Origin of the sequence: Haliscomenobacter sp., from assembly GCF_033763495.1 — a bacterium.
Taxonomy (GTDB): Bacteria; Bacteroidota; Bacteroidia; order Chitinophagales; family Saprospiraceae; genus Haliscomenobacter.
In genome coordinates, this window is record NZ_JANRKL010000149.1 from 1 (window position 1) to 7,672 (window position 7,672).

The window sequence follows — 7,672 nt, forward strand, 5'->3', positions numbered from 1 at the left end:
GTGTTTTCAATCAAAATACTGATGAAGCGCTCCATCGACCCAAAAGGTGCACGGTGGATCATCACCGGGCGGTGGGTTTTGTTGTCGGCACCTACGTATTCCAGTTCAAAACGTTCGGGCAGGTTGTAATCCACCTGAATGGTACCCAATTGCCATTGGCGGCCAATGGCGTCACGCACCATAAAGTCCAGTTTGGGCCCGTAGAACGCGGCTTCGCCCAACTCCATGGTGGTTTTTAATCCTACCTCACGGGTTGCTTCGATGATGGCGTTTTCGGCGTTGCGCCAGTTTTCATCCGTTCCGAGGTATTTCTCGGGCGTATTGGGGTCACGCAGGGAGATCTGAGCTGTAAATTCCTTAAAGCCCATTTTGTACAAGACCGTCCGAGTCAGGTCCAATACATTCAGGAACTCATCTTTTACCTGCTCTTCGGTACAAAAGATGTGTGCATCGTCCTGAGTGAATCCACGTACCCGCGACAAACCGTGCAATTCACCCGTTTGCTCGTAGCGATATACCGTACCAAACTCCGCAATACGCATTGGCAGATCGCGGTAAGAGTGAGGGCGGTGCGCATAAATTTCGCAGTGGTGAGGGCAGTTCATCGGCTTGAGCAAAAACTCCTCCCCTTCCCGTGGGGTATGAATGGGTTGGAAACTATCCTTGCCATATTTGGCGTAGTGCCCGGAAGTGACGTACAATTCCTTGCGGCCAATGTGGGGGGTAGTGACCAGTTTGTAGCCCCGCTTTTCTTGCTCGGTGCGCAGGAAGTTCATCAAACGGTCGCGCAGGGCGTTGCCCTTGGGTAGCCAAATGGGCAAACCCGCCCCTACGCGCTCGGAAAACATAAAAAGTTCTAGTTCCTGCCCCAACTTGCGGTGATCGCGTTTGCGGGCTTCTTCCAGCATCACGAGGTGTTCCTGCAGGTCTTTTTGTTTGGGGAAAGCAACCCCATAGATGCGCTGCAACTGCTGGCGCGTCTCATCACCCTGCCAATAAGCACCCGCTACGTTGGTCAATTTTACAGCCTTGATGAATCCGGTATCCGGAATATGTGGCCCGCGGCAAAGGTCCACGAAGTTGCCTTGCGTATACAGCGTAAGGGCTTCGTCGGCGCCGCGTTTTTCAATCAGTTCAATTTTGTACTCGTCTCCTTTTTCCTGAAAAAACTTCAAAGCCTCATCTCGGGTAATGTCCTTGCGGATGTAGCCATTTTTCTGCCGGGCCAGTTCGAGCATTTTTTCCTCGATCTTGGGCAGGTCGTCCAGCGAGATTTGTTTGCCACCGGGATCAACATCGTAGTAAAAACCATTCTCGGTAGCTGGGCCCGTACCAAACTTGATGCCGGGGAACAGCGCTTCCAATGCCTCAGCCATCAAGTGGGCGGAGGAGTGCCAGAAAGTGGTTTTTCCGTCTTTATCATCCCAGGTGAGCAGCGTCAAGGTCGAATCGGTGGAAATCGGACGGGTGGCATCCCACACCTCGCCGTTTACTTTTGCCGAAAGAACCTTCTGGGCCAAGCCCTCGCTGATGGAACGAGCTACTTCAAGCGCCGTTGTTCCTGGTTCGTATTGCCGAACCTTACCATCTGGGAAAGTAATGTTAATCATGGTTTACGTTGTTTATTTCGCTATAGCGGCTGCAAAAATAGGCAGGATTAGCAGGTTTTTTTAGGATTGGGGAAAAAAAGTTGAAGAAGGTTGAAGCGTTCGAGTTAAAACCAAACAGTTTAGATGAACTAAAGCACAACAATATTCCAGTGCAGAAAAAGTTATTTTCATATCGTCATTTTTCACACAATAGAACAATCATGTACCCTCATTCTACAACTATTGTTTTTCCTATGCTGCTTCTATGCTCTTCTTTTTTATTATCCGCTCAAAAATCATTCAACTTAAGACTACTAGATTCTACAACGCAGCAGGGTATCCCTTATGCCACCATTGGATTAAAAGTAGCTAATACTGGTGGCACTTCTGACCTGCAGGGTCGTTACACCTTCAACATTCAGGAAAAAAATCAATCCGACACGTTGATCATCAGTTGTATTGGCTATAAATCCAAAATTGTCCCTGTGAAAACTTTGGCAGAAAGTACGATGAATAGTTTTGAACTAATACCCATAGTCTATGAAATGGATGAGGTTGCGATATACCCTAACCCAGGAAGTGGATCCCTGATCTTGAACCCTATTGAAAAGAAACGCTATGAAATGAGTATAGGCTCAACTGGCTTTTTGCAACAAATTGCAAGTTTTTTCCCAAGACCAAAAAACATCGAAAATTTCTATTTAGAAAGTATAAAAATTTTAACATCCTCAGGGAAGGGGAGTTCCTTCAGATTAAGAGTGTATGAAAACAATGCCAAATTGAACGGCCCTGGGGCGGATATCCTTATATCGCCATTGATTGTAAAAGTTAAAGAACACCTTCAGCAAATCGATTTGTCACATTACAAAATTAAAGTGCCTGAAAACGGTTTTTACATCGCAGTAGAATGGCTAAAAATTAAAGAAAATATCATCCAATTTCGGAGTAAAGAGTCAGAAACCATTATAGCGTATGAACCCTACATTAAATCATATCGAGTGTCAAATGCTAAAGATCTTACTTCTTGGAGTCTGAATTACAAAAATGAATGGCAAAGACTGGCAGCAGGCTTTAACCTGGCCATCGAAGTCACCCTTTTGGGTGTGCAATAAAGGGGCTTATCTCAATTTTTTACCTATTTTTGCCCCACTACTAAGGACAAAATATAAGGGATAAAACCATGGCCAAAGGAAAAAAAGGCACCAATCGCCAATCTGCTTCAAGCCCTGCCCCAGGCAAAACAAATACTACGAACACAAAAGTAAATAAAGCCGTTTCCGCAGAAAGCACAGGCTCTTCGGGAACTGCTGGGCTGGTCATCGCCGCACTGGCTTTTTTCCTTTACGCCCCTTCCTTGCGCTATGGTTATGTGCTGGACGACCAGATGATGTACGTCAACAACCAGTACGTGCAGGAGGGTTTTGCCGGGATTGGCAAAATCCTGAGTACAGAGTCCTTTGCCGGCTTTTTTGGTGAGCAAAAAAACCTGCTGGTGGGTGGTCGTTACCGGCCTTTGTCCATCGTCACTTTTGCCATCGAAAAGGGTTTGTTTGGGCAAAATGCCGCCTTGAGTCACTTTATCAACTTACTCCTTTACGCCCTGTTGGGTTGGTTGACTTACCGCACCCTGCGCCGCATTTTTCCACCACAGGAAAAAGGCAGTTGGTGGTTCAGTCTGGCCGGGCTGGCTACCTTATTGTATATCTTGCATCCCATCCATAGCGAAGCGGTTGCCAATGTCAAAGGCCGCGATGAAATTATGGCTGCGCTGGGGGCCGTGGGAGCCTTGTACGCCAGTTGGCGCTACGCACAGACGGGCGAGCTGCGCTGGAACATCATTGCCTCCGTGATTTTTTTCCTGGGCTTATTGTCCAAAGAAAATGCCCTGACTTTTATTGCGGTGATTCCACTGGCGCTCTACTATTTTGGTTCGGCTAGCAAGCGGCATTTGCTGATCAATGCAGGGACATTGGCCTTGACTGGAGTTGTGTACCTGGCCTTGCGTTATGCCGTTGTCGGGCAGTTGTTGGGTGGACCCGATGCCGATCCCAACCCAATGAACGATCCTTTTGTCAATCTTTCTACAAGCAATAAATACGCAACCATTTTTCTGACCCTGGGCTGGTACCTCAAACTTATGGTTTTTCCTCATCCACTTACCCACGATTATTACCCTTACCATGTACCCGTGGTTGGTTTTGATGATTGGCGGGCTTTGTTGGGACTGGCTTTACATGTAGCGTTGGCGGGAGTAGCCATTTGGGGGCTTTGGAAAAAAAATGTCCCCACTTTTGCAGCGGCATTTTACCTGATCACCTTATCTATAGTATCGAATTTGCCCTTTAACGTGGGGGCTTTTATGAATGAGCGTTTTGTGTTTTTGCCCTCCCTAGGGTTCAGCTTATTTTGTGCTTGGCTGATTGTGGCGTTTTTGCCAAAAAAATTAGGGCTCAGTGCAGGGCAAAGTTACCCTCTGGGGCTGGGCTTGATTGCCGTAGTTTCTTTGGGTTATGCCTTCAAAACCTTCACCCGCCTACCCGATTGGAAAGATGAAACCACCCTGAATGAGGCGGCGTATCGAATTTCTACCGGAAGTGCCCGCGCCAAACTCTTCCATGCTGTAGCCATCTTCCGCAATGAGTACGCTCAATTGCCGACCAATGAGCTCAAAAAGGCCAAGTTGAATGAAATGATTCCGATGGTGGCCGAGGCTACCCGCATTTTGCCAGAGTACAAAGCGGCCTGGGGCTTTATGGCGGGACTGGCTGGCGAACGCTACAAAATTGACCTGCAACTCCAACCGATGCTGGATGTATTTGCCCAAGCTGCCGTGTACGATCCCGATTCACGGTCGATTCACGACTTTATGAAATACGTCAAACCAAGTAGTGGGGCGGTGCCTGAGGCGATCGCTGATTTTGCGTATCAGGTGGGTTACCTACACTTTGCGCAGCAAAAGCGGGATATGGAGCATGCGCGGCAGTATTTGAATTATGGCGTGGGGACAGAAGGGGTTGATCCGAGGATTGAGGCGGCACTGAAAAATCTGAGGTGATCCTTAGGTGCCTTAGGTTTCTTAGGTGGTGAAATAAGGAGGAACCTACGTAGCAGGATATTTTTTCACCACCTAAGAAACCTAAGGCACCTCAGAGTCACCTCAGATTAGGATCATCTTAAAAATAAAACCGCAATCCAACCCCACCACCCAAATCACCATCGGTGAATTCAAGTACCTGCAACCTTGGCGTAATCTGCGCGAAAAGTTCAAAGCGGTCGAAAAATACGTTCAGTCCAAAGTTGCCACTGATGCCAGCACCGATGTAATCTTCGTAGCGGCCCCGCTCATAAAAGGAGATGAAAGCCCCGGGGCCATAAAAGAAATTGACATTGCCGGAACCACCCACAGGCTTGTGGTACAAGGCGTGGACGTTGACAAACAAATAATCGTTCAAGTCCCAGGCTGCTAAAATATCGACCGAAGCCTTCTTGCCATTGTAGAACTTCAGGGTCAAACCACTCGGGTCGCCCACCTGTAAGCCGATGCCAACACTGCCACTGGATACCTGAGCCTGTACAAAAACGGTACTCAGTCCGAGCATGCCGAACACCAAAACGAATAGAATTTTTTTCATTTGATAAAAATTTGGGTATTACTAGAGGGGAGCAAAATATTCAGCTCAATGGGGGAAATCAGTTGTGAAACGTATAAAATAATCCGGTAAGTGTACGTTGGCAGGCAAAAAAAAGGCCGACTACTTCTGGTAGTCGGCAATGATATTGGGTACTCTAACTCTAAACATATCTGGGTCAAGCCGTTGGCCAGGGCCAGGACTCGGTGACGCTTTTTCCAATCGCAGGCTTCCAGTTTTTCTTTGGATTGGCCTTGATTTGGCGCGCCAGTTCAATCTGCCGAGGCGACAACACCTCTTCTGGCGACTTGCCCCCAGCCAAAAGGCTATTGGCACGCGCCGCTTGCAACTCCGTCATCGGCAGAAAGCGATAATGACTTTGATAAAGATAATATTTACTTTCGGGATCGGGGCGATAAGTGGAAGGATTTTTCACTTTTCCCTTTCCCAAAACCTTTTCCACTTTGGCTTGCTCCTGTGCATCTGCGGTAAAAACGCCATCGGCACATTTCACTTTGCTGCCCGATTCAATCAGGTTTTCAAAAGAGAGCAAGCGAGGGTTGTACTCCACGGTCACCACTTCGCGGCCAGCCATAAATCCAGCCTCGGTAGCTACTACTCCCGGGAGTTTCCCCAGTTCTTTTTCGCCAGTCCAAAAACAGTACATGGATAAGGTAGCTGTTTTGGTGCCTAAGGCCTTACTTTGAAACTCTTCCCGCAACAGTGCCAGGTAAGTGGGTACCACCAGATTGCTTTTTTCCAGGGCAACCAACATTGAATTCAAAACCGCCAATGGCGTATAGTTTCCTGAAACCCGCTCGGCCAGGTTCTTTTTGCTGGCATCCACAATGCGCACCACCGGGTTGTTCCAGGCAGGTTCATTGTACATTTTGAGCACTTCGGCGTCTTTACCACCTTTGTTGTTGTAAATCGCTACGGGGACGAACAGGGATTCGATGGCTTCGGCAATAAGCGGGTGACTCAGTACTTCGGTGCCATAACGCTGACAGGTACTGCACCCAGGCACTTCCTGAAAGAGCAAAAACACTGGCTTTTGTTCTTTTTTGGCCCGTGCCAAACCTTGTTCGAAATCACGTACCCACGCAACTTTACCCAACTCCGCCGGAGTTTGGGTACCCTGGGAAAGGGCGATACTGGAGAAGCCCAGCATCAAGATGAGTATTGTTTTGGTGTGTCTGAACATACAAGCGATCGAAATTACGTCTGCAAAATGGAACTAATATGGCACTTAAAATGTAGCGGTGAAGACAGTTTGTAAATACTTTTCCCAGAACTTTACATTTGTGTTCATTCAATTCAAGTTATGGAAAATATTTCGGTCACTCGTGACAATTACCTCATTACCACGGATAAAACGAAATTGGACCTGCATGCTGTGCACCAGTATTTGTCCAAAGAATCGTATTGGAGTCGGGGAATCCCCTTCGAAACGGTAAAAAAAGCTGCCAAGCACTCGCTCACTTTTATCGTCCTTTGCGGCGAAGAACAAGTGGGGTATGCCCGCATCATTTCCGACTTTTCCATCTTTGCGTACCTTGGTGATGTTTACATTCTGGATGCCCATCGCGGACAGGGTTTGTCCAAATGGTTGATGGAAACCATCATGGGGCATCCTGAGTTACAAGGGCTACGGCGCTGGGTCCTGGCTACCAGCGATGCGCATGGTTTGTATGCGCAGTATGGCTGGAAACCGGTGGCCAATCCGGCGATTTGGATGGAGGTGCACAATCCGGATGTTTATAAAATGACGAATTTTTCGAATGACGAATGACGAATTTGAAGCGTTGCCCAATATTCGTCATTCGTCATTCGAAAAATTCGCCAATTCAAAATACTAGATCATGTTAATCGAAACCTTACAAACTTTATACAATCGAGACCTGGAACGCCTCAGCCAAGAAATTGGCCTATACCAAAACGAGGCCAACATCTGGATCACCGATGGCAACATCAGCAACTCGGCAGGGAACCTCTGCTTGCACCTGGTTGGCAATTTGAACACCTACATCGGCGGGGAATTGGGCAAAACCGGGTATATCCGCGATCGCGACCTCGAGTTTTCTCAAAAAAACGTCCCCCAGACCGAGCTCATCCAAATGGTCGAAAACACCCGAAAGGTGGTGGAAGAGGCCTTAAGTAAGGTCACTCCCAAACAACTAGAGGCGGAATACCCGCTGGAAGTGTTCGCCGGAAAAATGTCGACCCAGTTCTTTTTGGTGCACTTGGTGGCGCATTTGTCGTACCATTTGGGGCAGATCAATTATCATCGGAGGTTGTTGGGGTGAGGAAATTAAACCCCGAAGGGTAGGCTGTTCAGAATTAGAAAAAAAGTTCCCCCCGTTTTACCTTTGAAAAGGTGCTAAAACGAAGGGAACGTGAAAAAAAGTCAAGCTAAAGATATTCCAAAGGGATGGAAAATCAAAGCGATAGAGC

At 47.6% G+C, this 7,672-nt stretch carries 7 protein-coding genes; 4 read left to right on the plus strand and 3 right to left on the minus strand.

Annotated features, from left to right (window positions below; all coding sequences use genetic code 11):
- On the minus strand, positions 1-1,610 hold a 1,610-nt coding region (thrS, locus tag SFV55_RS15515), incomplete at its 3' end, for a threonine--tRNA ligase (RefSeq protein WP_320030435.1).
- Between the two features lie 80 nt (positions 1,611-1,690).
- On the opposite strand from thrS, the gene SFV55_RS15520 reads away from it, so the two are divergent.
- Entirely contained in the window at positions 1,691-2,701 is a 1,011-nt protein-coding gene (locus SFV55_RS15520; RefSeq protein WP_320030436.1) for a carboxypeptidase-like regulatory domain-containing protein, read from the plus strand.
- 68 nt (positions 2,702-2,769) lie between these two features.
- Positions 2,770-4,644: a glycosyltransferase family 39 protein gene (locus tag SFV55_RS15525; RefSeq protein ID WP_320030437.1), complete on the plus strand. Its 1,875-nt coding sequence runs from the start codon at positions 2,770-2,772 to the stop codon at positions 4,642-4,644.
- A gap of 118 nt (positions 4,645-4,762) precedes the next feature.
- Here the strand turns inward: SFV55_RS15525 and SFV55_RS15530 are convergent, their stop codons facing one another.
- Together SFV55_RS15530 and SFV55_RS15535 are read right to left on the minus strand one after the other, a co-directional pair.
- Positions 4,763-5,221 carry a hypothetical protein gene (locus tag SFV55_RS15530; protein ID WP_320030438.1) on the minus strand — a complete coding sequence of 153 codons (459 nt, stop codon included), beginning with the start codon at positions 5,219-5,221 and terminating at the stop codon, positions 4,763-4,765.
- 175 nt (positions 5,222-5,396) lie between these two features.
- Positions 5,397-6,422, minus strand: a complete 1,026-nt coding sequence (locus SFV55_RS15535) for a VPGUxxT family thioredoxin-like (seleno)protein, type 2 (RefSeq protein WP_320030439.1) — start codon at positions 6,420-6,422, stop codon at positions 5,397-5,399.
- A 120-nt stretch (positions 6,423-6,542) separates the two neighbouring features.
- Between SFV55_RS15535 and SFV55_RS15540 the strand changes: the two genes are divergently transcribed.
- Positions 6,543-7,010, plus strand: a complete 468-nt coding sequence (locus SFV55_RS15540) for a GNAT family N-acetyltransferase (RefSeq protein WP_320030440.1) — start codon at positions 6,543-6,545, stop codon at positions 7,008-7,010.
- Positions 7,011-7,080: 70 nt separating this feature from the next.
- Positions 7,081-7,524: a DinB family protein gene (locus tag SFV55_RS15545; RefSeq protein ID WP_320030441.1), complete on the plus strand. Its 444-nt coding sequence runs from the start codon at positions 7,081-7,083 to the stop codon at positions 7,522-7,524.
- The last annotated feature ends 148 nt before the right edge of the window (positions 7,525-7,672 follow it).

Bases quoted from the DNA above. Each gene is read 5' to 3' on its own strand.
- SFV55_RS15535 (WP_320030439.1), bottom strand. From the start codon at position 6,422: ATGTTCAGACACACCAAAACAATACTCATCTTGATGCTGGGCTTCTCC.
- SFV55_RS15525 (WP_320030437.1), top strand. From the start codon at position 2,770: ATGGCCAAAGGAAAAAAAGGCACCAATCGCCAATCTGCTTCAAGCCCT.
- SFV55_RS15545 (WP_320030441.1), top strand. From the start codon at position 7,081: ATGTTAATCGAAACCTTACAAACTTTATACAATCGAGACCTGGAACGC.
- SFV55_RS15540 (WP_320030440.1), top strand. From the start codon at position 6,543: ATGGAAAATATTTCGGTCACTCGTGACAATTACCTCATTACCACGGAT.
- SFV55_RS15530 (WP_320030438.1), bottom strand. From the start codon at position 5,221: ATGAAAAAAATTCTATTCGTTTTGGTGTTCGGCATGCTCGGACTGAGT.